The sequence below is a fragment of the Streptomyces lasalocidi genome, from assembly GCF_005280215.1.
In the GTDB taxonomy this organism is placed as follows: Bacteria; Actinomycetota; Actinomycetes; order Streptomycetales; family Streptomycetaceae; genus Streptomyces; species Streptomyces longwoodensis.
On record NZ_SZNQ01000001.1, the window covers coordinates 7,460,627 to 7,486,504 of the forward strand.

The window sequence follows — 25,878 nt, forward strand, 5'->3', positions numbered from 1 at the left end:
GCGACCGGACGGGGGAACCAAGGCGATGCCCGCCAACCAGAACGAGCTGGTCGAAGCGCTCCGCAAGTCCCTGAAGGAGACCGAGCGCCTGCGGCAGCAGAACCGCCGGCTGCTGGCCCAGGCCACCGAACCCATCGCGATCGTGGGCATGAGCTGCCGCTACGCCGGCGGCGCGGACTCGCCGGAGGAGCTGTGGCGGCTGGTGGCGGAGGGCCGCGACGCGGTCTCCCCCCTGCCGGCCGACCGTGGCTGGGACGTGGAACGGCTCTACGACCCCGACCCCGACCAGGCCGGCAAGGTCTACGCGAGCGGGGGCGGCTTCCTCGACCGCGTCGGCGACTTCGACGCCGGGTTCTTCGGGATCAGCCCGCGCGAGGCGACTGCCATGGACCCGATCCAGCGGTTGCTGCTGGAGGCGTCCTGGGAAGCCCTGGAGGACGCCGGCCTCGACGCGGCCTCGCTGCGGGGCAGCGACACCGGCGTCTTCGCCGGCGCGGTCATGTCCGACTACGGCGGCACTGTCCAGCCCGAGCTGGAGGGCTTCCGCCTGGCCGGCACCGCGTCCAGCGTGGTGTCCGGCCGGGTGGCCTACAGCTTCGGCTTCGAGGGTCCGGCCGTGACGGTGGACACCGCCTGCTCGTCGTCGCTGGTCGCGATGCACATGGCTGCGCAGGCACTGCGCTCCGGCGAGTGCTCGCTGGCCCTCGTCGGCGGCGTGACGGTCCTGGCCGGCCCGTTCCTGCTGCAGGAGTTCAGCCGTCAGCGCGGTCTTGCCCCCGACGGACGGTGCAAGCCCTACGCCGCGTCCGCGGACGGTACCGGCTTCTCCGACGGCGTCGGCCTGGTCGTCATGGAGCGGCTGTCGGACGCGCGGCGCAACGGCCACCGCGTGCTGGCCGTGATCCGGGGCAGCGCCGTCAACCAGGACGGCGCGAGCAACGGGCTCACGGCGCCGAACGGGCCGTCGCAGGAGCGGGTGATCCGCCAGGCGCTGGCGAACGCCGGCCTGAGCCCTGCCGATGTGGACGCGGTGGAGGGTCACGGGACGGGCACCCGGCTCGGCGACCCGATCGAGGCGCACGCGCTGCTGGCCACGTACGGCCAGGACCGGGTGAGCGGTCCGCTGCGGCTGGGCTCGATCAAGTCGAACATCGGCCACACCTCCGCTGCGGCGGGCGTGGCGGGTGTGATCAAGATGGTGAAGGCGATGCAGCACGGGGTGCTGCCGCGGACGCTGAACGTGGACGAGCCGTCACCGCACATCGACTGGTCGGCCGGCGACGTGCAGCTGCTGACCGAGCCGGTGCAGTGGCCCTCGGAGGCCGAACGCCCGCGTCGGGCGGGTGTGTCGTCGTTCGGCATCAGCGGGACGAACGCGCACCTGATCCTGGAGGAGGCGCCGGCGGTCGAGGAGCCGGCCGCTGAGGTGGCCGTGGTGCTGCGTCCGCCGGTGGTGCCGGTGGTGGTGTCGGGCAAGGGCGCGGACGCGTTGGCGGGGCAGGCGGAGGGACTGCGGTCACACGTGGCGAACCGTGCCGAGCTGGACGTCGTGGACGTGGCGTTCTCGGCGGTGGTGTCGCGGGCGCAGTTCGACGAGCGTGCGGTGGTGACCGCTGCGGACCGGGACGGTCTGCTGGCGGGCCTGGCGGCTCTTGCGGCTGGGCAGCCTGGTGGGGGTGTCGTGACGGGCCGGCCGGTGTCCGGCAGAACGGGGTTCCTGTTCACCGGGCAGGGCGCCCAGCGGGCGGGCATGGGAGCGGAACTCGCTTCGGTGTATCCGGTGTTCGCCGACGCTCTGGATGAGATCTGTGCCGAGTTGGATGTGCGGCTGGGGCGTTCGCTGAAGGAGCTGTTGTTCGCGGCGGAGGGCTCGCCGGAGGCGGGGCTGCTGGATCGTACGGAGTTCACGCAGGCGGCGTTGTTCGCGGTCGAGGTGGCCTTGTTCCGGCTGCTGGAGTCCCTCGGTGTGCGCCCGGACGTACTGGTCGGGCACTCGGTGGGCGAGTTGGCGTGTGCCCATGTGGCGGGTGTGCTGTCCCTGGAGGATGCCTGCACGCTGGTTGCGGCGCGTGGTCGGTTGATGGGTGCGTTGCCTGCCGGTGGTGGCATGGTCGCGGTGCAGGCGACCGAGGCCGAAGTGGTCGAGTCGCTGGCCGGGTTCGAGGGCCGGGTGTCGGTGGCTGCGGTGAACGGGCCGAGCGCGGTGGTCGTTTCGGGTGAGTTGGGCGCGTTGGAGGAGTGGCTGCCGCAGTGGCAGCAGACCGGCCGTAAGACGACACGTCTGAAGGTCAGCCACGCCTTCCACTCGCCGCTCATGGAACCGATGCTGGAGGAGTTCCGTGCGGTGGCGCAGGGGCTGACGTTCCACGAGCCCCGGATCCCGGTCGTGTCGAATGTGACCGGCTCGCTGGTGTCCAGCGAGCTGATGGACCCGGGTTACTGGGTCTCTCACGTCCGTGAGGCGGTCCGTTTCGCCGATGGTGTGCGTGCGCTCGCGGACGAGGGCGTGACCCGGTTCGTCGAGGTGGGTCCGGACGCCGTGCTCACCGCCCTCGCCCAGCAGACGCTGGACGTCGAGGACGCGGAGTTCGCGCCCGTGCTGAAGGCTCGTGTTCCGGAGGCGGAGGCGTTCGCGACGTTCCTCGGGCGTGCCCATGTCGCCGGGCTCCCGGTCGACTGGGACGCCTTCTACAACGGTTCGGGCGCGCAGCGCGTCGAACTGCCCACCTACGCCTTCCAACGCGAACGCTACTGGCTGCCGTCCGGGACGGCTGGAGCGGTCGACCCGGCCGCCGCCGGCCTGGCACGGGTGGACCATCCCGTGCTCGCGGCCGGGGTGCGGGTGGGTGACCGGGACGAGTGGCTGTTCAACGGTCGCCTGTCCACCGAGACGCAGCCGTGGACGGCCGAGCACGTGCTGCTGGGCAACATGGTGGTTCCCGGCACCTCACACATAGAACTGGCCCTGGCCGCAGGACGTCAGGCCGGCAGTCCGGTCGTCGAGGAACTGGTCCTCGAAGCGCCACTGATCCTGCAGGACGACCAGCCGGTCCAGGTCCAGGTCACGGTCGGCGAGCCCGATGAGGAAGGCCGTCGGCCCGTCGCGATCTACTCCCGGCCCGAAGCCGGGGACGCGACCGGGCACGAAGCGATCTGCCACGCCCGGGGCACGCTCGCCGCCGACACCGAGCGGGTGGCGGACTGGCCTGCCGAATGGCCGCCGGGTGAAGCCGAGGCCGTTTCGGTCGAGGACGCGTACGCACGCCTCTCCGACATCGGCTACGACTACGGTCCCGTCTTCCAGGGCCTGCGCGCGCTGTGGCGCGACGGCGCCGACGTGTACGCCGAGGTGGAGCTGCCCGACGGGGCGGCCGCCGCGGGCTTCGGTATCCACCCCGCCCTGTTCGACGCCGCCCTGCAGAGCGGCGCCGCCGTCCTGTTGCTGGAGGGTGAGAACGGCGCACGCAAGATGCCGTTCAGCTGGTCCGGTGCGCGGCTCGCTAAGCGCGGAGCGACCCGGCTGCGCGTGCGCACGGTCGCGACCGGCGACTCCGCGCTGCGGCTCGACGCCGTGGACGAATCCGGCACCGAAGTGGTCTCTGTCGAGTCCATCGCCGTACGCCCAGTCGACCAGGAGCAACTGGCCGGCGCTCAGCGGGGGACCACCAACGCCCTGTTCCGCGTCGACTGGGCGGAGGTCCCCACCGAGACCACCCCCGAGCCGGTGGCCGTCGAGGTGCTCGGCCGCCCGGACGGGCACGCCGACCTCGCCGCGCTGAGCCGTGCCGTCGCGGACGGCGCAGCGGTCCCGGACCTCGTCGTCGCCCTGATCGACGGCTCGGCCGCCGGGCCGGTGGCGACCGCCGCACGCGCTGTTTCCGAGCGCACCCTGCGGCTGGTGCAGGAATGGCTGGCTGATGCCACCCTCGCGGGCGCGCGCCTGGTGGTGGCGACCCGAGGCGCCGTCGCGGTCGGTGACGAGGCACCGGATCTGACCGTCGCACCCGTCTGGGGGCTCGTGCGCAGCGCGCAGTCCGAGCACCCGGGCCGGTTCCTCCTGGCCGACTTCGACTTCGAGTCCGAGTCCGAGCCCGCCTCCGTCGCCGCCTTCGACTTCACGTCCCGAGGCGACGCGCCGCGGTGGGCCGCCCTGGCTGCCGCCGACGAACCGCAGCTCGCGGTGCGCGACGGCCGGCTGCTCGCCCCGCGACTGGCCCGGGTGGGTGCAGCGCCCTCCGGCGCACCGCTCTCCGACGGCACGGTCCTGGTCACCGGCGGTACCGGCGGGCTGGGCGCCCTGGTCGCACGGCATCTCGTCGACGCGCACCAGGCGCGCAGCCTGCTGCTGGTCAGCCGTCGCGGAATGGCGGCCGCCGGCGCCGGTGAACTGGTCGCCGAACTCCAGGCGTCAGGGGCCCAGGTACGCGTCGAGGCATGCGACGCGGGCGACCGGGAGCAACTCGCCGGGCTGATCGGCTCGCTGGAGCGCCCGCTCCGTGCGGTGGTGCACGCGGCCGGTGTGCTGGACGACGGTGTGATCGAGTCGCTGACGTCGGAGCAACTGGCGCGGGTGCTGCGGCCGAAGCTCGACGCGGCGGTGCACCTGCACGAGCTGACCGCGGACATGGAGCTGTCGGCGTTCGTGCTGTTCTCCTCCGTCGCGGCGCTGGTCGGCAGCTCCGGCCAGGCCAACTACGCTGCCGCCAACGCGTTCCTGGACGCCCTCGCCGCCGCCCGCCGGGCCGACGGGCTGCCCGCTACCTCGCTGGCGTGGGGCCTCTGGGCCAACGCAACGGGAATGACCGGCACCCTGGACGAAAACGAGCTGGCCCGTCTTGCCCGGCAGGGCGTCGGAGCCCTGCCGGTCTCCCTCGGTCTGGAGTTGTTCGACCGGGGGTTGGGGTCGGGTGAGGCGTTGGTTGCGCCCGTGGTGCTGGATGCGGGCGCGTTGCGGTCGCAGGCGCGTGCGGGGTTGTTGCCGGCGTTGTTCCGTGGGTTGGTGCGGATGCCGGTGCGGCGTGCTGGTGGAGATGGTTCGCTGGCGCGGCAGTTGGCGGGTGTTGCGCGGGGTGAGTGGGAGCGGGTTGTTCTTGATCTGGTGCGGGGGCAGGTGGCTGCCGTGTTGGGTCATGCGTCGGGTTCGGTGATCGATGCGGATCGGGCGTTCCGGGATCTGGGGTTCGATTCGCTGGGTGCGGTGGAGTTGCGTAACCGGTTGTCGCAGGTCAGTGGTGTGCGGTTGCCGTCGACGTTGGTGTTCGATCATCCGACGTCGTCGGCGGTGGCGCGGTTGCTGGTGGCTGAGGTGGGGGGTGTGGAGTCGGCTGCTGCGCCGGTGCGTGCGAAGCGTCGTCGTGCTGTGGTGGACGAGCCGTTGGCGATCGTGGGTATGGCGTGCCGTTATCCGGGTGGGGTGACGTCCCCGGAGGAGTTGTGGCGGCTGGTGGCGGAGGGCCGGGACGCGGTCTCGGGTCTGCCGACCGACCGGGGCTGGGACCTGGAACGCCTTTACGATCCCGACCCGGATCATGCCGGGACGGTGACCACGCGTGGTGGCGGTTTCCTGGAGGACGCCGGTCACTTCGACGCGGGGTTCTTCGGGATCAGTCCGCGTGAGGCGACGGCGATGGACCCGCAGCAGCGGCTGCTGCTGGAAGCCGCGTGGGAAGCCATCGAGGACGCCGGCATCGACCCGACGTCGCTCCACGGCTCGGACACCGGCGTGTTCACCGGTGTGGTGACCTCCGACTACGGCGCGTCGACGCCGCCCGAGCTGGAGGGCTTCCGGCTGACGGGTACCACGTCGAGTGTCGTCTCGGGACGTATCGCGTACAGCCTGGGGCTGGAAGGCCCAGCGGTGTCGGTGGACACGGCCTGCTCGTCGTCGCTGGTCGCGATGCACATGGCTGCGCAGGCGCTGCGGTCTGGCGAATGCTCGATGGCCCTCGTCGGCGGAGTGACAGTCCTGACCGGGCCGTTCCTGTTGCAGGAGTTCAGCCGCCAGCGCGGCCTGTCGCCGGACGGGCGCTGCAAGTCGTACGCGGCCGGGGCGGACGGGACGGGATTCTCGGACGGGCTCGGCCTGCTGGTGGTGGAGCGGCTGTCGGATGCCCAGCGCAACGGCCATCGCGTGCTGGCGGTCATCCGGGGCAGTGCGGTCAACCAGGATGGTGCGAGCAATGGGTTGACGGCGCCGAACGGGCCGTCGCAGGAGCGGGTGATCCGCCAGGCCCTCGCCAACGCCGGCCTGAGCCCTGCTGACGTGGATGCGGTGGAGGGCCACGGCACGGGCACCCGCCTCGGTGATCCGATCGAAGCCCAGGCGCTGCTGGCCACTTACGGTCAGGAGCGGGTGAATGGTCCGCTGCGGCTGGGCTCGATCAAGTCGAACATCGGCCACACGTCCGCCGCGGCGGGTGTGGCGGGTGTGATCAAGATGGTGAAGGCGATGCAGCACGGGATGCTGCCCCGCACACTCAACGTCGACGAACCCTCGCCGCACGTCGACTGGTCGGCCGGTGAGCTGGAGCTGCTGACCGAGGCCACGCAGTGGACCGCAGACGGGCAACGCCCGCGTCGGGCAGGTGTGTCGTCGTTCGGCGTCAGTGGCACCAACGCTCACGTGATCATCGAGGAGGCGCCGCAGGCGGAGGTGCCGGCCGCTCAGGTGGTCGTGGTGCGGCGTCCGCCGGTGGTGCCGGTGGTCCTCTCCGCCAAGAGCGCGGCTGCGTTGTCCGGTCAGGCGGAGCGGCTCCGGTCGCACCTGGCGAACCGTGCCGAGCTGGATGTTGTCGATGTGGCGTTCTCGGCGGTGGTGTCGCGGGCGCAGTTCGAGGAGCGCGCGGTGGTGACCGCGAAGGACCTGGACGGACTGCTGGCGGGTCTGGCGGCTCTCGCGGCTGGGCAGCCTGCCGCGGCTGTCGTCACGGGTCGGCCGGTGTCCGGCAAGACCGGCTTCCTGTTCACCGGACAGGGTGCGCAGCGGGCGGGGATGGGAGCGGAGCTGGCTGCTGCTCACCCGGCGTTTGCCGAAGCACTCGACGAGGTCTGCGCCCAGCTGGATGCGCCGCTCGGCCGTTCGCTGAGGGGGTTGTTGTTCGCGGCCGAGGGTTCGCCGGAGGCGGGGCTGCTGGATCGTACGGAGTTCACGCAGGCGGCGTTGTTCGCGGTCGAGGTGGCCCTGTTCCGGCTGCTGGAGTCGCTCGGAGTGCGCCCGGACGTACTGGTGGGGCACTCGGTGGGCGAGTTGGCGTGTGCCCATGTTGCGGGTGTGCTGTCCCTGGAGGATGCCTGCACCCTGGTCGCGGCCCGGGGCCGTCTGATGGGCGCGTTGCCAGCCGGTGGTGGCATGGTCGCGGTGCAGGCGACTGAGGCCGAAGTGGTCGAGTCGCTGGTCGGCTTTGAGGGTCGTGTGTCGGTGGCTGCGGTGAATGGGCCGACGGCGATCGTGGTGTCCGGTGAGCTGGGCGCGTTGGAGGAGTGGCTGCCGCAGTGGCAGCAGGCCGGGCGTAAGACGACGCGTCTGAAGGTCAGCCACGCTTTCCACTCGCCGCTCATGGAACCGATGCTGGACGAGTTCCGTGCGGTGGCGGAAGGACTCACGTATAGCGAGCCGCAGATAGCGGTCGTGTCGAACGTGACCGGCACGCTGGTGTCCAGCGAGCTGACGGACCCGGGCTACTGGGTTTCCCACGTCCGTGAGGCGGTCCGTTTCGCCGACGGCGTGCGTGCGCTCGCGGAAGAGGGTGTGACCCGGTTCGTCGAGGTGGGTCCGGACGCGGTGCTCACCGCCCTCGCCCAGCAAACCCTGGACATCGAGGACGCGGTGTTCATACCGGCGCTGAAGGCTCGTGTCCCGGAGGCGGAGGCGTTCGCGGCCTTCCTCGGGCGTGCCCATGTCGCCGGGCTCCCGGTCGACTGGGACGCTTTCTACGACGGTTCGGGCGCCCAGCGCGTCGAACTGCCCACCTACGCCTTCCAGCGCGAGCGCTACTGGGTGGCGCCGGGCGCTGGAGCGGGCGACCCGGCCGCCGCAGGCCTCGGACGCATCAGCCACCCCGTGCTGGCAGCCGGGGTGCGGGTCGGTGACCGGGACGAGTGGCTGTTCACCGGCCGCCTGTCGCAGGGATCCGCGCCGTGGACGCAGGACCACGGCGTCCTCGGCATGATCGTCGTGCCCGGCACGGCGTTGGTCGAGCTGGCCGGTGCGGCCGGCCGGGAAGCGGGCAGCCCGCTGCTCGACGAACTGGTCCTCGAGGCACCGCTGATCCTGGACTCCGACACGGCCGTCCGTGTGCAGGTGACGGTCGGAGAGCCGGACGAGGACGACCGTCGCCCGGTCGCGATCTACTCGCAGCCCGAGGGAGGGCAGGGCGAGGGGACCTGCCACGCGCGTGGCCTCCTCACGCAGGACGAGACCCCGGCGGACCCGTCGTGGGTGCCGGCCCAGTGGCCTCCCGTCGACGCTGAGCCGATCGGTGTGGACGGGCTCTACGCACGGCTCGCCGAGCTGGGCTTCGACTACGGCCCTGTCTTCCAGGGCCTGCAGGCCGCGTGGCGCGACGGCGACCAGGTCCTCGCCGAGGTGGCGCTGCCCGAAGAGGACATCGAGTCGGCCAAGGGCTTCGGCATCCACCCGGCCCTGTTCGACGCATCGCTGCACGGCGGACTCGACTGGCTCGATCTGGGTGACGGGTCCGCGCGACTGCCGTTCTCATGGTCCGGTGTCCGCTTCGGACAGGGCGGCCCCGCCCGGGTCCGGGTGCGGATCAGCTCGGCAGGTGATTCCTCCTTGCGCGTCGACATCGCCTCCGAAGAAGGCGAACTGGTCGCCCTGGTGACCAAGTTGGCGTTCCGCACGGTCGAGCCGTCGCAGCTGAAGGACACGCGAGGGGAGCACGGTGACGCGTTGTTCCGCGTCGACTGGACCGAGGTCGTGATCGAGGCCGGCGTCGAGGCTCCCCGGGTCTCCGTCCTCGACGACGCCCTGGAGCAGGCGCTGGCCGAGGGCGCGGCCGCGCCGGACATGGTCGTCGCGGTGGTCGACGGCTCGGCGCGGGCCGACGCGGCAGCCATGCACGAGGTCACCGAGAACACCCTGCGTCTGCTCCAGCGGTGGCTTGCCGACGAGCGGCTCTCCGGGACCCGGCTCGCCGTGGTGACCCGCAACGCCGTCGCCGTAGGTGAAGGGGCGCCGGACCTCGCGCAGGCCCCGGTGTGGGGCTTGGTGCGCAGTGCGCAGTCCGAGCACCCGGACCGGTTCCTGCTGCTCGATGTCGACGGCGAGGACCTGCCCGACTGGGGAACGGTCCTGGCGACCGGTGAACCGCAGCTGGCCGTCCGTGCCGGTCGGATGCTCGCGCCGCGCCTGGTCAGGGCCGCCCTGTCCGGCGTCGCCGAGCGTTCGCCATGGGATGCCGAGGGCACGGTGTTGATCACGGGTGGTACCGGTGGTCTGGGTGCGTCGTTCGCCCGGCACTTCGTGCGTGAGTACGGGGTGCGGGATCTGCTGCTGGTGAGCCGTCGTGGTGTGGCGGCCGAGGGTGTGGCGGAGTTGGTCGCCGAGCTGGAGGGCTCGGGTGCGCGGGTGCGGGTCGAGGCGTGTGACGTGGCCGACCGTGCGGAACTGGCCGGGCTGCTCGGGTCGTTGGAGCGGCCGTTGGGTGCGGTGGTGCACGCGGCGGGTGTGCTGGACGACGGTGTGATCGAGTCCCTGACGTCCGAGCAACTGGAGCGGGTGCTGCGGCCGAAGGTCGATGCCGCGTTGCATTTGCACGAGTTGACCGCGGGCATGGAGTTGTCGGCGTTCGTGCTGTTCTCGTCGGTGTCGGCGTTGATCGGCAGTCCGGGGCAGGGCAATTATGCGGCGGCGAATGCGGCTTTGGATGCGTTGGCTGCTGTGCGGCGGGCGGCGGGGTTGCCGGCGACGTCGTTGGCGTGGGGGTTGTGGGCGACGGCCGGTGGTATGGCTGGTGAGCTGGGTGAGGCGGAGATCGCCCGCTTGGAGCGCATGGGCACCGCAGCGTTGCCGACTGAACTGGGTCTGGAGTTGTTCGACCGGGGGTTGGGGTCGGGTGAGGCGTTGGTTGCGCCCGTGGTGCTGGATCTGGGGGTGTTGCGGTCGCAGGCGCGTGCGGGGTTGTTGCCGGCGTTGTTCCGTGGGTTGGTGCGGATGCCGGTGCGGCGTGCTGGTGGGGGTGGTTCGCTGGCGCGGCAGTTGGCGGGTGTTGCGCGGGGTGAGTGGGAGCGGGTTGTTCTTGATCTGGTGCGGGGGCAGGTGGCTGCCGTGTTGGGTCATGCGTCGGGTTCGGTGATCGATGCGGATCGGGCGTTCCGGGATCTGGGGTTCGATTCGCTGGGTGCGGTGGAGTTGCGTAACCGGTTGTCGCAGGTCAGTGGTGTGCGGTTGCCGTCGACGTTGGTGTTCGATCATCCGACGTCGTCGGCGGTGGCGCGGTTGCTGGTGGCTGAGGTGGGGGGTGTGGAGTCGGCTGCTGCGCCGGTGCGTGCGAAGCGTCGTCGTGCTGTGGTGGACGAGCCGTTGGCGATTGTGGGTATGGCGTGCCGTTATCCGGGTGGGGTGACGTCCCCGGAGGAGTTGTGGCGGCTGGTGGCGGAGGGCCGGGACGCGGTCTCGGGTCTGCCGACCGACCGGGGCTGGGACCTGGAACGCCTTTACGATCCCGACCCGGATCATGCCGGGACGGTGACCACGCGTGGTGGCGGTTTCCTGGAGGACGCCGGTCACTTCGACGCGGGGTTCTTCGGGATCAGTCCGCGTGAGGCGACGGCGATGGACCCGCAGCAGCGGCTCCTCCTGGAAGCCGCGTGGGAAGCCATCGAGGACGCCGGACTGGACCCGGTCTCGTTGCGCGGCACCGACACCGGCGTCTTCTGCGGTGTGGGTCCCTCCGACTACGCGGCGACCCCGGCGGGCTCCCTGCCGGAACTCGAAGGATTCCGACTGACCGGCGGCACTACCAGCGTCGTTTCGGGCCGGGTCGCCTACAGCCTGGGGCTTGAAGGCCCCGCGGTGTCGATCGACACGGCCTGCTCGTCGTCCCTGGTCGCGATGCACATGGCGTCCCAGGCCCTGCGCTCCGGCGAGTGCTCGATGGCCCTGGTCGGCGGCGTGACGGTGATGGCCGGACCGACCCTGCTCATGGAGTTCAGCCGTCAGCGCGGTCTCGCCCCCGACGGGCGCTGCAAGTCTTACGCGGCTGGCGCCGACGGCACCGGCTTCTCCGATGGCCTGGGCCTGATCGTCCTGGAGCGCGTGTCGGATGCGCAGCGCAATGGTCACCGGATTCTCGGTGTCGTACGGGGCAGTGCGGTCAACCAGGACGGTGCGAGCAATGGGCTCACGGCGCCGAACGGGCCGTCGCAGGAGCGGGTGATCCGCCAGGCGCTGGCGAACGCCGGCCTGAGCCCTGCTGACGTGGATGCGGTAGAGGGCCACGGCACGGGCACTCGCCTGGGTGACCCGATCGAGGCGCAGGCGCTGCTGGCGACGTACGGTCAGGAGCGGGTGAGCGGTCCGCTGCGGCTGGGTTCGATCAAGTCGAACATCGGCCACACGTCTGCTGCGGCGGGCGTGGCGGGTGTGATCAAGATGGTGAAGGCGATGCAGCACGGGGTGCTGCCGCGCACGCTGAATGTGGATGAGCCGTCGCCGCACATCGACTGGGATGCGGGTGACGTCACGCTGCTGACCGAGCCGCATGAGTGGCCTGTGCGGGCTGAGCGGCCTCGTAGGGCGGGTGTGTCGTCGTTCGGTGTGAGCGGGACGAACGCGCACTTGATCCTGGAGGAGGCACCGGCGGTCGAGGAGCCGGTCGCTGAGGTGGCCGTGGTGCGGCGTCCGCCGGTGGTGCCGGTGGTCCTCTCCGCCAAGAGCGCGGCTGCGTTGTCCGGTCAGGCGGAGCGGCTCCGGTCGCACCTGGCGAACCGTGCCGAGCTGGACGTCGTGGACGTGGCGTTCTCGGCGGTGACGTCGCGGGCGCAGTTCGACGAGCGCGCGGTGGTGACGGCCGCGGACCGGGACGGTCTGCTGGCGGGTCTGGCGTCTCTCGCGGGTCGGCAGCCTGGTGCGGGTGTCGTCACGGATCGGCCGGTGTCCGGCAAGACCGGTTTCCTGTTCACCGGACAGGGCGCCCAACGGGCGGGAATGGGAGCGGAACTCGCCTCTGCGTATCCGGTGTTCGCCCACGCTCTGGATGAGATCTGTGCCGAGTTGGATGTGCGGCTGGGGCGTTCGCTGAAGGAGCTGTTGTTCGCGGCGGAAGGTTCGCCGGAGGCGGGGCTGCTGGATCGTACGGAGTTCACGCAGGCGGCGTTGTTCGCCGTAGAAGTGGCGCTGTTCCGGCTGCTGGAGTCGCTGGGCATTCGCCCGGACGTACTGGTCGGTCACTCGGTGGGCGAGTTGGCGTGTGCCCATGTGGCGGGTGTGCTGTCCCTGGAGGACGCCTGCACGCTGGTCGCGGCACGCGGCCGCCTGATGGGCGCATTGCCCGCAGGCGGCGGCATGGTCGCCGTGCAGGCGACCGAGGCCGAAGTGGTCGAGTCACTGGCCGGGTTCGAGGGCCGTGTGTCGGTGGCCGCGGTGAACGGCCCGACAGCCGTCGTGGTGTCCGGTGAACTGGGCGCCTTGGAGGAATGGCTGCCCCAGTGGCAGCAGGCCGGCCGTAAGACGACACGTCTGAAGGTCAGCCACGCTTTCCACTCACCGCTCATGGAACCGATGCTGGATGAGTTCCGAGCCATCGCGCGGGAGTTGACGTTCCACGAACCTCGGATTCCGGTCGTGTCGAACGTGACCGGCGGTCTGGTCTCCAGCGAGCTGACGGACCCGATGTACTGGGTTTCCCACGTCCGCGAGGCGGTCCGGTTCGCCGACGGCGTGCGTGCGCTCGCGGAAGAGGGCGTCACCCGCTTCGTCGAGGTGGGCCCGGACGCCGTACTCACCGCCCTCGCCCAGCAGACGCTGGACGCCGAGGACGCGGTGTTCGCACCCGTGCTGAAGGCTCGTGTCCCGGAGGCGGAGGCGTTCGCGACGTTCCTCGGGCGTGCCCATGTCGCCGGGCTCCCGGTCGACTGGGACGCTTTCTACAACGGTTCGGGCGCGCAGCGCGTCGAACTGCCCACCTACGCCTTCCAGCGCGAGCGCTACTGGGTGGCGCCGGGCGCCGGAGCGGGCGACCCGACCGCCGCCGGCCTCGGGCGCATCGAGCACCCGATCCTGAGCGCAGCCGTGCCGGTCGGTGACCGGGACGAGTGGGTCTTCACCGGCCGCCTGTCCCAGGACACCGCGCCGTGGGTGCGGGACCACGTGGTGCTGGGCATGGTCATCGTGCCGGGCACGGCCCTGGTCGAACTGGCCGGTGCGGCCGGCCGGGAAGCGGGCAGCCCGGTGGTCGAGGAGCTGGTGCTCGAAGCGCCGCTCATCCTGGACGTGGACACCTCGGTCCACCTCCAGGTCAAGCTGGGTGAAGCGGACGAGGACGGCCGACGCGAAGTCGGCCTCTACTCCCGTCCCGAGGGCCAGGGCGAGGGCGAAGCCGGACGGCAGGCGGTCTGCCACGCCCGTGGCACCCTGGTCACGGCGGACGACGCGGCTGTCGACTGGTCGGCGCAGTGGCCGCCGGCCGACGCGGAACCGGTCGCCGTGGACGCGCTCTACGCCCGGGTCAGCGACATCGGATTCGACTACGGACCTGCCTTCCAGGGGGTCCGTGCCGCCTGGCGCGACGAGGACACGGTGTACGCCGAGGTGGCGCTCCCGGACGACGAGGTGGACGCGGCGGCGGGCTTCGCCATCCACCCGGCGCTGTTCGACGCGTCGCTGCACGGTGGCCTGGACTGGCTGGACACCGGCGACGGCACGTCGGCGAGCCTGCCGTTCTCGTGGTCCGGCGTCCGCTTCGGGCAGCGTGGTGCGGCCCGGGTCCGGGTGCGGATCGGATCGGCCGGAGCTTCGGCGCTGCGCCTCGACATCGCCGGTGAGGACGGTGTACCGGTGGCGAGCGTGGCCAAGTTGGCCTTCCGGCCCGTCGACCGGACACAGCTCCAGGGCACGAAGGCGAGCGACGGCTCTCTGTACCAGGTCGAGTGGACCCCGGTGACGGGGGAGCCGACCGGGTCCGCCCGGCTGGCGGTGCTCGGCGGGCTGCTCTCGGCGGCGGGTGAGCGTTACCCGGACCTCGCGGCGCTGGAGCGCGCGGTGACCGAGGGGGCTGCCGCCCCGGACGTCGTCCTGGTCGGAGTCGAGCCGGACGAAGGCACCGACGTGGCGTCGGTCGTACATGCGGTCACGCAGGGCACGCTGGAGTTGTTGCAGCGGTGGCTGGCCATTGAGGTGCTGCGGGAGTCCCGGCTCGTCGTGGTGACCCGTAACGCGGTCGCTGTCGGTGAGCAGGCGCCGGACCTGGCGCAGGCTCCGGTGTGGGGTCTGGTACGCAGTGCCCAGTCCGAGCACCCCGGCCGGATCACGCTCCTCGACCTCGGCGACGAGGAACAGCCCGACTGGGATCTCGTCGTCTCCCTGGACGAGCCGCAGCTCGCCCTGCGTGGCGATGACCTGCTCGCGCCCCGCCTCGGGCATGCGGCGAATGCTCTGGTGCCGGACCTCTGGCAACTGGGCACGGAGCGCAAGGGCTCGCTCGACAGCCTCACCCTCGTCCGTTCCGACGGGAACCGCACGCTCCGCGCCGGTGAGGTGCGCATCGGAGTCCGGGCCGCGGGCCTGAACTTCCGGGACGTACTGATCGCGCTGGGCCTCTACCCGGGCGAGGTGCCGCTCGGTACGGAGGCGGCCGGTGTGGTCCTCGAAGTCGGTCCCGAGGTGACCGACCTGGCTCCGGGCCAGCGGGTCGTGGGCCTCATGGCCGACGCCTTCGGCCCAGTGACCGTCGCGGACCGGCGGATGATCGTGCCCATGCCGTCAGGGTGGTCGTTCTCGCAGGCCGCCTCGGTCCCGGTGGTCTTCCTGACCGCGTACTACGGACTGGTCGACCTGGCCGGACTGCAGCGCGGCGAAAGCCTGTTGGTGCACGCGGCGGCCGGCGGTGTCGGCATGGCCGCCGTGCAGCTGGCGCGGCACCTGGGTGCGGAGGTCTTCACGACCGCGAGTCCCTCGAAGTGGAACGCGCTGACCGAACGCGGCATGGCCGGGGAGCGGATCGCCTCGTCCCGGGACCTGTCGTTCCGGGAGAAGTTCCTGGAGGTCACCGGCGGTGCGGGGGTGGACGTCGTACTGAACGCCCTGGCGGGGGAGTTCGTCGACGCGTCCTTGGACCTGCTGCCGCGCGGCGGCCGGTTCCTGGAGATGGGCAAGGCCGACATCCGTGACGCCGACGAGATGGGGCGGACACGCAACGGCGTCCAGTACCAGGCGTACGACCTGTTCGACGCCGGCCCCGAGCGCCTGCAGGAGATGCTTCGCGAGGTCGTCTCGCTGTTCGAGCGGGGTGTGTTGAGCCATTCTCCGGTGCTGACATGGGATGTGCGTCGGGGGGCGGAGGCGTTCCGGTTCCTGCGTGAGGGCCGTAACGTCGGCAAGGTCGTGCTGACGGTCCCGGCTCCGATCGACCCGGAAGACACGGTGTTGATCACGGGTGGTACCGGTGGTCTGGGTGCGTCGTTCGCCCGGCACTTCGTGCGTGAGTACGGGGTGCGGGATCTGCTGCTGGTGAGCCGTCGTGGTGCCGTGGCCGAGGGTGTCGCGGAGTTGGTCGCCGAGCTGGAGGCCTCGGGTGCCCGGGTGCGGGTCGAGGCGTGTGACGTGGCCGACCGTGCGGAACTGGCCGGGCTGCTCGGGTCGTTGGAGCGGCCGTTGGGTGCGGTGGTGCACGCGGCGGGTGTGCTGGACGACGGTGTGATCGAGTCCCTGACATCCGAGCAACTGACGCGGGTGCTGCGGCCGAAGGTCGACGCCGCACTGCATCTGCACGAACTGACCGCGGGCATGGAGTTGTCGGCGTTCGTGCTGTTCTCGTCGGTGTCGGCGTTGATCGGCAGTCCGGGGCAGGGCAATTATGCGGCGGCGAATGCGGCTTTGGATGCGTTGGCTGCTGTGCGGCGGGCGGCGGGGTTGCCGGCGACGTCGTTGGCGTGGGGGTTGTGGGCGACGGCCGGTGGTATGGCCGGTGAGCTGGGTGAGGCGGAGATCGCCCGCCTGGAGCGCATGGGCACCGCCGCGCTGCCGACTGAACTGGGTCTGGAGTTGTTCGACCGGGCCAGGTTGGTGGATGCGGCGGTGCAGGTGCCGGTCCTGCTGGATCTGGGGGCGTTGCGGTCGCAGGCGCGGGCCGGGCTGCTTCCACCGCTCTTCCGCGGACTGGTGCGCACGCAAGCGCGGCAGGCCGGCGGTGGTGGTGGTTCGCTGGCGCAGCGTCTGGCCGGTGTGCCGGACGGTGAGCGTGAGCAGATGGTGGTCGGTGTCGTCGTGGCCCAGGTCGCGGCGGTGCTGGGGCATGCCTCGGCGTCGGCGGTGGATCCCGAGCGCGCGTTCCGCGAGCTGGGGATCGACTCGCTGGGCGCGGTGGAGCTGCGCAACCGGCTGACCCAGGCCACCGGCCTGCGACTGCCCACCACCCTCGTCTTCGACCATCCCACCCCCGCCGCCATCACACGCCTCCTGCTCAACGAAGTGGGCGGCGTGGAGCCGGCCGCTGCGCCGGTGCGTTCCAAACGCCGTCGTCCCACGGCGGACGAGCCGTTGGCGATCGTGGGCATGGCGTGCCGCTACCCGGGAGGGGTGACGTCCCCAGAGGACCTGTGGCGCCTGGTGGCAGAGGGCCGGGACGCGATCTCACCCCTGCCCACCGACCGGGGCTGGGACCTGGAACGCCTCTACGACCCCGACCCCGAGCAGACCGGGACGCTCACCACACGCGGCGGTGGCTTCCTGGAGAACGTCGGCGACTTCGACGCGGACTTCTTCGGCATCAGCCCGCGCGAGGCCCTGGCCATGGACCCGCAGCAGCGACTGCTGCTGGAGGCGTCCTGGGAGGCCCTGGAGAACGCCGGCCTCGACGCGGCCTCGGTGCGCGGCAGCGACACCGGCGTCTTCTGCGGTGTCGTCTCCTCCGACTACGGCGGCTCGATGACCCCCGACCTGGAGGGCTTCCGGCTCACCGGTACCACCGCGAGCGTGGTCTCCGGCCGGATCGCCTACAGCCTGGGGCTGGAAGGCCCTGCGGTGTCGGTCGACACGGCCTGCTCGTCGTCGTTGGTCGCCCTGCACATGGCGTCCCAGGCGCTGCGTTCCGGTGAGTGCTCGATGGCGCTGGTCGGTGGCGTGACGGTGATGGCCGGACCGTACCTGCTGGTCGAGTTCAGCCGTCAGCGCGGTCTCGCCCCCGACGGGCGCTGCAAGTCGTACGCGGCGGGTGCGAACGGCACCGGCTTCTCGGACGGGCTCGGCCTGCTGGTGGTCGAAAGGCTGTCGGACGCCCAGCGCAACGGTCATCGCGTGCTCGCCGTGATCCGCGGGAGCGCCATCAACCAGGACGGCGCGAGTAACGGGCTCACCGCGCCGAACGGGCCGTCGCAGGAGCGGGTGATCCACCAGGCCCTCGCCAACGCCGGGCTGAGTCCTGCTGACGTGGATGCGGTGGAGGGTCACGGCACGGGCACCCGGCTCGGCGATCCGATCGAGGCGCAGGCGCTGCTGGCCACTTACGGTCAGGAGCGGGTGAATGGTCCGCTGCGGCTGGGCTCGATCAAGTCGAACATCGGCCACACGTCTGCTGCGGCGGGTGTGGCGGGCGTGATCAAGATGGTGAAGGCGATGCAGCACGGTGTGCTGCCCCGCACACTCAACGTCGACGAGCCCTCGCCGCACATCGACTGGGATGCGGGTGACGTCGCCCTGCTCACCGAGCCGCATGAATGGCCTGCGGAGACGGAACGACCGCGTCGCGCGGGTGTTTCCTCCTTCGGAATCAGCGGGACCAACGCTCACGTGATCATCGAGGAGGCACCGGCGGTCAAGGAACCGGCCGCCGAGGTGCCTGTGATCCGTCCGCCGGTGGTGCCGGTGGTGGTGTCGGGCAAGAGCGCGGACGCCCTGGCCGGCCAGGCGGAGCGGCTGCGGTCGCACGTGGCGAACCGTGCCGAGCTGGACGTCGTGGACGTGGCGTTCTCGGCGGTGATGTCGCGAGCGCAGTTCGACGAGCGCGCCGTAGTGACCGCCGCGAACCGGGACGGACTGCTGGCAGGACTGGCGTCTCTCGCGGCTGGGCAGCCTGCCGCGGGTGTCGTCACGGGTCGGCCGGTGTCCGGCAAGACCGGTTTCCTGTTCACCGGGCAGGGCGCCCAGCGCGCAGGGATGGGAGCGGAACTGGCTGCGACCTACCCGGTGTTCGCGGACGCGCTGGATGAGATCTGTGGTCGGCTGGACGGTCTGCTGGGGCGTTCACTGAGGGACTTGTTGTTCGCGGCTGAGGGTTCGCCGGAGGCGGGGCTGCTGGATCGTACGGAGTTCACGCAGGCGGCGCTGTTCGCCGTCGAGGTGGCGCTGTTCCGGCTGCTGCAGTCGCTGGGCATTCGCCCGGACGTACTCATCGGACACTCGGTCGGCGAGTTGGCCTGTGCCCACGTGTCCGGAGTGCTGTCCCTGGAGGACGCGTGCACGCTGGTCGCCGCACGCGGCCGCCTGATGGGCGCGTTGCCCGCTGGCGGCGGCATGGTCGCGGTCCAGGCGACCGAGGCCGAAGTGGTCGAGTCGTTGAACGGGTTCGAGGGCCGTGTGTCGGTGGCTGCGGTGAACGGGCCGACAGCCGTCGTGGTGTCCGGTGAGCTCGGCGCATTGGAGGAGTGGCTGCCGCAGTGGCAGCAGGCCGGCCGTAAGACGACACGTCTGAAGGTCAGCCACGCTTTCCACTCGCCGCTCATGGAACCGATGCTGGAAGAATTCCAGGCCATCGCACAGGAGTTGACGTTCCACGAGCCCCGGATTCCGGTCGTGTCGAACGTGACCGGCACGCTCGTGTCCAGCGAGCTGACGGACCCGACGTACTGGGTTTCCCACGTCCGCGAGGCGGTCCGCTTCGCCGATGGTGTGCGTGCGCTCGCGGAAGAAGGGGTGACCCGCTTCGTCGAGGTGGGCCCGGACGCCGTGCTCACCGCCCTCGCCCAGCAAACCCTGGACGCCGAGAATGCGGTGTTCATACCGGCGCTCAACGCACGAGTCCCGGAGGCGGAGGCGTTCGCGGCCTTCCTCGGTCGCGTCCACGTCGCCGGGCTCCCGGTCGACTGGGACGCCTTCTACAACGGCACCGGCGCCCAGCGCGTCGAACTGCCCACCTACGCCTTCCAACGCGACCGCTACTGGGTCTCCCAGAGCCCGGGGTCCGGAGACCCCGCAGCGGCTGGTCTCGGGCGCATCGAGCACCCGATCCTGAGCGCGGCCGTGCCGGTCGGTGACCGGGACGAGTGGGTCTTCACCGGCCGCCTGTCCCAGGACACCGCGCCGTGGGTGCGGGACCACGTGGTGCTGGGCATGGTCATCGTGCCGGGTACCGCACTGGTCGAACTGGCCCTGAGCGCGGGCCGGCTGGCCGGCAGTCCGGTCGTGGAGGAGCTGGTGCTCGAAGCGCCGCTGGTCCTCGCCGAGGACGCCGCCCGGCAGGTGCAGGTGACGGTCGGTGCGCCGGACGAGGCCGGCCGTCGCGAGGTCATGCTGTTCTCCCGGCCCGAGGCGGCCGAGGAGGCGGCGGTCTGTCATGCACGTGGGTGGCTGACGACGGTGGCGGAGACGTCGGCGCCGTTCCCCACGGCCTGGCCCCCCGCCGGGGCGGTTCCCGTGGCTGTGGATGCGTTGTATCCGCGGTTGGCTGCGGCGGGTTATGAGTACGGGCCGGTGTTCCAGGGGTTGCGGTCGGCGTGGCGTGCGGGTGAGGACGTGTATGCGGAGGTGGAGCTCGCCGAGGGGGTGACGGGTGCGGGCTTCGGTGTGCATCCGGCTCTGTTCGACGCGGTGTTGCATGCGGCGTTGGTGGAGCGGGATGCGGGTGCGGGTGTGGAGTTGCCGTTCGCGTGGTCGGGTGTGCGGTTGGGCCATGGTGGTGCGGGGTCGCGGGTGCGGGTGCGTATCGGGCGGTCCGGTGGGTCTGCGATGCGGGTGGATGTCGTGGACGGGCGGGGTGTGCCGGTGGTGGCGGTGGAGTCGCTGTCGGTGCGGCCGGTGGATCAGGCGCAGTTGGCCGGTGCGGTGCAGGGTGGTGGGCACAACGCGTTGTTCGGGCTGGAGTGGGTGCCGGTGACGGACGTGTCGGCGGTGGATTCGTCCGTGCCGTCGGCGGTGTCGGTGGCGGTGCTGGGCGGGCTGTTGCCGGCCGCGGGTGAGCGTTACCCGGACCTCGCTGCCCTCGAGCGCGCGGTGACCGAAGGCGGCAACGTGCCCGACCTGGTGGCCGTCGGGATCGACTCGCCGTCGGGGTCGGATGCCGCACGGGCCGTACGGGAAGTCACGCAGGGCACGCTGGAGTTGTTGCAGCGGTGGCTGGCCGGTGAGGTGCTGCGGGAGTCCCGACTGGTCGTGGTGACCCGTAACGCGGTCGCCGTGGGTGAGCAGGCGCCGGACCTGGCGCAGGCTCCGGTCTGGGGGTTGGTGCGCAGCGCCCAGTCCGAGCACCCGGGCCGGATCACACTCCTCGACCTGGGCGACGAGGAACAGCCCGACTGGGACGTCCTCGCCTCCCTGGACGAGCCGCAAGTCGCCCTGCGCGGTGGCGACCTGCTCGTGCCCCGGCTGGCGCGGACCCCCGCGCAGCCGACGGGCCGTGCCTGGCGGCTGGGCATCGAACGGAAGGGTTCGCTGGACGGCTTGGCGCTCCTGCCGTCCGACGGCGACCGCCCCCTGGGCGCGCGTGAAGTGCGGGTCGGTATCCGGGCCGCGGGCCTGAATTTCCGGGACGTGCTGATCGCGCTCGGGACGTACCCGGGCGAGGCGCCGCTGGGCAGCGAAGCCGCGGGCGTCGTCCTCGAGGTCGGCGCCGAAGTGACCGATCTGGCGCCCGGCGACCGGGTCATGGGTCTGCTCATGGACCCGTTCGGCCCGGTCGGGATCACCGATCACCGGATGATCGTGCCGATGCCGACCGGCTGGTCCTTCACCCAGGGGGCGGCCATGCCGCTCGTCTTCCTGACCGCCTACTACGCGCTGTCCGAACTGGCCGGCGTGCGGCCCGGTGAGCGGCTGCTCGTGCACGCGGCGGCCGGCGGTGTGGGCATGGCGGCGGTACAGCTGGCCCGGCACTGGGGCGTCGAGGTCTACGCCACCGCGAGCCTGGCCAAGCAGGACGCGGTGCGCTCCTCGGGCGTCCAGGACGACCGGATCGCCTCGTCCCGGGACCTGTCGTTCCGGGAGAAGTTCCTGGAGGTCACCGGCGGCGAGGGGGTGGACGTCGTACTGAACGCCCTGGCGGGGGAGTTCGTCGACGCGTCCTTGGACCTGCTGCCGCGCGGCGGCCGGTTCCTGGAGATGGGCAAGGCCGACATCCGTACCCCGGAAGGGGTGGCCGGTGGCCGCCCCGGCGTCCGGTACGTCTCCTTCGACCTGCTGGAAGCCGGCCCCGACCGGATCCAGCAGATGCTCCGCGAGCTGGTGTCCCTCTTCGAGCGGGGTGCGTTGGGGCATTCTCCGGTGCGGACGTGGGATGTGCGTCGGGGGGCGGAGGCGTTCCGGTTCCTGCGTGAGGGCCGTAACGTCGGCAAGGTCGTGCTGACGGTCCCGGCTCCGATCGACCCGGAAGACACGGTGTTGATCACGGGTGGTACCGGTGGTCTGGGTGCGTCGTTCGCCCGGCACTTCGTGCGTGAGTACGGGGTGCGGGATCTGCTGCTGGTGAGCCGTCGTGGTGTGGCGGCCCAGGGTGTCGCGGAGTTGGTCGCCGAGTTGCAGGGCTCGGGTGCCCGGGTGCGGGTCGAGGCGTGTGACGTGGCCGACCGTGCGGAACTGGCCGGGCTGCTCGGGTCGTTGGAGCGGCCGTTGGGTGCGGTGGTGCACGCGGCGGGTGTGCTGGACGACGGCGTGATCGAGTCCCTGACATCCGAGCAACTGACGCGGGTGCTGCGGCCGAAGGTCGACGCCGCACTGCATCTGCACGAACTGACCGCGGGCATGGAGTTGTCGGCGTTCGTGCTGTTCTCGTCGGTGTCGGCGTTGATCGGCAGTCCGGGGCAGGGCAACTATGCGGCGGCGAATGCGGCTTTGGATGCGTTGGCCGCTGTGCGGCGGGCGGCGGGGTTGCCGGCGACGTCGTTGGCGTGGGGATTGTGGGCGACGGCCGGTGGTATGGCCGGTGAGCTGGGTGAGGCGGAGATCGCCCGCCTGGAGCGCATGGGCACCGCCGCGCTGCCGACCGAACTGGGTCTGGAGTTGTTCGACCGGGCCAGGTTGGTGGATGCGGCGGTGCAGGTGCCGGTCCTGCTGGATCTGGGGGCGTTGCGGTCGCAGGCGCGGGCCGGGCTGCTTCCACCGCTCTTCCGCGGACTGGTGCGCACGCAAGCGCGGCAGGCCGGCGGTGGTGGTGGTTCGCTGGCGCAGCGTCTGGCCGGTGTGCCGGACGGTGAGCGTGAGCAGATGGTGGTCGGTGTCGTCGTGGCCCAGGTCGCGGCGGTGCTGGGGCATGCCTCGGCGTCGGCGGTGGATCCCGAGCGCGCGTTCCGCGAGCTGGGGATCGACTCGCTGGGCGCGGTGGAGCTGCGCAACCGGCTGACCCAGGCCACCGGCCTGCGACTGCCCACCACCCTCGTCTTCGACCATCCCACCCCCGCCGCCATCACACGCCTCCTGCTCGACGAAGTGGGCGGTGACGAACAGGCCGTTCCGGCTGCCGCGGAAAGCACCCGGGACAGCGGTACGCTCGGCGCACTGCTGCGGCACGCGCACACGGCGGGCGCCATGGCCGAGGCCGTGCCGCTGCTCACGGGGGCGGCACGGTTCCGGCCGACGTTCGCGTCGGCCGCCGAGCTGGCCGGTGAGGCGTACGTGGTGCAGCTGGCGTCGGGCAGCGAGCGGACGAAGGTGGTCTGCGTGCCGTCCTTCGTGGTCGGTTCGAGCCCGCACCAGTTCATGCGGTTCGCCGACGCCTTCGACGGCGAACGGGACGTGTTCGCCTGCACGTTGCCCGGGTTCCGGGACGCGGAGCCCGCGCCCGCCACGTGGGACGCGGCGATCGAGGTGCTGGCGGAGTCGATCGTCCGTGCGGTCGGCGACGGACCGTTCGTCCTGGTCGGGTACTCGACCGGCGGTGTCCTCGCGCACTCCCTCGCTGCCCGGTTCGAGGCGGCCGGGGCGCGGCCGGCCGGTGTGGTCATGATCGACACGCCGATGCCGGAAACCGAGGCGGAGACCAAAAGCGTCTTCACGTCGGTGATGACGCAGATCCTCGGCCGCGAGCCGCAGGCCGGAGCGATCAGTGACACCGACTGGCTGGCGATGGGCGCCTACATGCGTCTGCTGGCCGCGCACACACCGGACCCCGTCACCGTCCGCAGCCTCATGATCCGCGCCGACGTGTCGCTGGACGGGAACACCTGGCCGGCCTGGGGCGTCGCCGACACCGACGTGAAGGTCGCCGCGGACCACTTCGCCCTGATCGAGGCGCAGGCCGCCGAAACCGCCGAGGTCACCCGTCAGTGGCTGCGGCACACCGACCCGGAGCACACCCAGTGAACCCGAACAAGAAGAGCGGAGACAGAGCGGACATGGACAACTCTCAGGCGGGCCAGGCGGCTCGTTGCCCCGTCGACCACGGCGGTGCCGGCGCGACGGGCACCGTCATACCCGCCACCGCGCTGCCGGGGTCGAAGAAGCACGCGGTGATCCAGCTGTTCAACTACTGGACGCGGCCCCAGCGGTACATCGAGGAGTGCCGCAAGGAGTACGGCCCCCGGTTCCAGGTCAGCATCCGGCTCCCTCCGCGCGCCGTGTACGTGCTGACCACCCCCGAGGACGTCAAGGCCATGTTCACCGCGCCGGCCGACGTGCTGCACACCGGCAACGGCTCGGCGACGATCGAGAAGTACACCGGTCAGTCCGGCCTGGCCTGGCTCGACGAGGACGCGCACAAGAAGCGGCGCAAGGCCATGATGCCCAGCTACCACGGGGCGGCACTGGAGCGGATCTCCACGGCCATCCCGCAGATGGCGGAGCGGGACGTCGCCGCCTGGCCCCGCAACAGGCCCGTCCCGCTGCACTCGTACATCCACGGCTTCACGATGCACGTGATCCGTGAGGTGATCTACGGGCCGCAGGTGCCCAAGCGCTGGGACGAACTGCACGCGCTGCTGCTGGAGATGATGCGGTTCAACAACGGGCCGGTCTCCCCGATGCTGCTGCACAAGATGCCGCCGCGGCTGTTCAAGGTGCTGCGGGCGATCCGGCCGCTGGGACTCGACCGCTTCCTGAAGCTGCGCGATCAGGCGGACGCGCTGATCCACGAGACCATCGAGGAGCACCGCGCGTCCGGGTACCGCGGCGACGACCTGCTGTCCACCCTGCTGGGTGTCACCCACGCGGACGGCTCGCCGCTGACGGACAGCGAGATCCGCGACGAGATGACGACCATCTTCCTGGCCGGCACGGAGACCACCGCGGCCGCGATCGCCTGGTCGTTCGTGTACCTGGCCCGCCACGAGGAGGTCACCGAGCGGCTGCGCGAGGAGATCGCGCGTGGTGAGGACACCTACCTGACGGCCGTGATCAACGAGGTGCTGCGGCTGCGTCCGTCGATCCCGCAGATCATCGTCCGCGAGGTGAAGAAGCCGATCGAGATCGGCGGGGTGCGCTACGAGCCCGGCCAGCACCTGTGGGCGAGTGCCTTCCTGCTCAACCGCGACCCGAACCTCTACGAGGAGCCGGACGCGTTCCGGCCCGAGCGGTTCCTCGACGTCAAGCCCGGTGTCTACTCGTGGATCCCGTTCGGCGGCGGGCGTATCCGCTGCCTCGGCGACCGGATCGCCCTGCTGGAGATGAAGGCGGTGATCCGCGAGGTGCTGACCCAGTGCGAGCTGCACGTGTCGGACCCCGAGCCGCAGCGGGCCCGCAGCCGGATCGTGGTGAACGTGCCGGCCGACTTCGCGCGCGTGGAGCTGCGCCGCCGCGTGCCCAGCCTGGTGGGGGAGGGCCGCGGGTGAATCCCCTGCTGCTCCCCGTCATCGCCGCGCAGGGGCTGTGGGTGCGCGCCAGGACCGAGGTGCTGCCGCCCGCCGCGGGCCCCGACACCGGGACGGTCGCGGAGCAGGCGCCCGGACCGCCGATGCGCGTCGCCGTGCTCGGGGAGTCCACCGCGGCGGGCTGCGGCGTCGCGACGCACGACGAGGGTTTCCCGGGCAGCCTCGCCCGGGCTCTCGCCGCCTCGTACGACTGCCCCGTCACCTGGAAGGTGGTCGGCCGGTACGGCGCCACCGGACGCAGGATCCGCTACCAGCTGTTGCCGCAGCTGGGCGAGGGCTACGATCTGGCGGTGCTGCTCGCGGGCGCCAACGACGTGCTCGGCCGGCGCAGTCCCGACCAGTGGGGGGAGGACCTCGCGGCGATCGTCGACGACCTGACGCGGCGCGCCGCGTCCGTCGTGGTGGTGGGGACCCCGCCGTTCGCCGACTTCCCGTCGCTGCCCGGCGCGCTCGCGCGGTACTGCGCCGAGCGCGCGGCCGGCCTGGACCGGACCTCGGAGCTGATCTGTGCCGAGCGGCCCCAGGTGACCTGGATCAACTCGACCGACATCATGCAGATCACGGGGGACTTCTTCGCACGGGACGGGTTCCACCCGTCGGCCCACGGCTACGGCCAGTGGGCCCGGGCGGTCGCCGACCATCCGCGCGCCGAGCCCCGTACCGACCCGCGGTGACCACCGTGACCGAGAGGAGCTG

At 71.4% G+C, this 25,878-nt stretch carries 2 protein-coding genes and 2 pseudogenes; all 4 read left to right on the top strand.

Annotated features, from left to right (window positions below; genetic code table 11):
* Positions 1-25 precede the first annotated feature (25 nt).
* Positions 26-22,810: pseudogene (locus E4U91_RS39305) on the top strand (SDR family NAD(P)-dependent oxidoreductase); the annotation flags it as partial.
* Positions 22,811-23,038: 228 nt separating this feature from the next.
* Positions 23,039-23,680: pseudogene (locus E4U91_RS40130) on the top strand (alpha/beta fold hydrolase); the annotation flags it as partial.
* 32 nt (positions 23,681-23,712) lie between these two features.
* Entirely contained in the window at positions 23,713-25,143 is a 1,431-nt protein-coding gene (locus E4U91_RS33730; RefSeq protein WP_137310313.1) for a cytochrome P450, read from the top strand.
* Positions 25,140-25,856 (top strand): SGNH/GDSL hydrolase family protein, encoded by a 717-nt coding sequence (locus E4U91_RS33735; RefSeq protein ID WP_137310314.1) that lies wholly within the window; start codon positions 25,140-25,142, stop codon positions 25,854-25,856. The genes E4U91_RS33730 and E4U91_RS33735 overlap by 4 nt, the downstream gene beginning before the upstream one ends.
* The last annotated feature ends 22 nt before the right edge of the window (positions 25,857-25,878 follow it).